This is a genomic window from Porticoccus sp. GXU_MW_L64 (assembly GCF_052983295.1).
Window position 1 is genome coordinate 1 of sequence record NZ_JBRKJK010000047.1, and the last position, 801, is coordinate 801.

General features: G+C 46.3%; 2 protein-coding genes. Both read right to left on the reverse strand.

The window, feature by feature from the left end; genetic code table 11:
• Positions 1-123: 123 nt before the first annotated feature.
• Positions 124-582 carry a hypothetical protein gene (locus ACVBEJ_RS14555; RefSeq protein WP_447130360.1) on the reverse strand — a complete coding sequence of 153 codons (459 nt, stop codon included), beginning with the start codon at positions 580-582 and terminating at the stop codon, positions 124-126.
• On the reverse strand, positions 527-801 hold a 275-nt coding region (locus ACVBEJ_RS14560), incomplete at its 5' end, for a hypothetical protein (RefSeq protein ID WP_447130361.1). The genes ACVBEJ_RS14560 and ACVBEJ_RS14555, both read right to left, overlap by 56 nt.

An 801-nucleotide genomic window follows, 5' to 3' on the forward strand; every position in this document is an offset into this window, starting at 1 on the left:
CTTGGTTGTAGTTGTATGGTTTGAAGTTTGGCATGGAATGAGTCCTTTATCAGATGCCATATTTTAGCAAAAAACGCCTTGTTTTTAGAGTTTTTCTACACCTTCAACGCCCAAAGCAGCGGTTTATCCGCTGCCTTTGCTGGTTATATGGATTTTTGGTTTAAGGCTCACAGGTACTCCACCATATACGCCACCCATGCCAGGGTGAAGCCAGTATTCGAATCCATACAAGAGCTTTTCAGGGCGAGCACTCGTATTTGACGAGCCGCTAGTTTGTTTACTTGACCACCCGCTGAGGGATAAAGTGATCACAGGCTCACTATCTTTTGAATAACATTCATAAACGAACACGGATGCTCGGTCTGTTATCGCTTTGCAGTCTAGGGAGTAGCTATTTTTACCAATGGATTTATAGATACCATCACCAGATGGCAGAACTTGAAACTCATATTCAACCAAATCCTTAGTGGCAGGAAATTCACCACTTGGCACCCATTCGCCAACTAGATCACTAGATTTCAATGTGTCAGCAATCCCTGAAAGAGAAATCAATAGCAATGTGATGAAAGATAAAGTTTTCATACCGCATTCCATATAACGCCGCCATAAACGGATGCCGAAGCAACGCGTAGGCAGTCCGGTGGAGGGCGCGTCTTTTTGCGCCCGGAACGAATTTAATGGCCTTGTTGAACGAAGCCGCTACGCGGCAGCTGCCCCACGCCTGAATTCTCTCCGATACTTCCTCCACGCACTCACTCCCGAGTGCGACGACTGGAGGAACTACCATGAACACAGCACAGA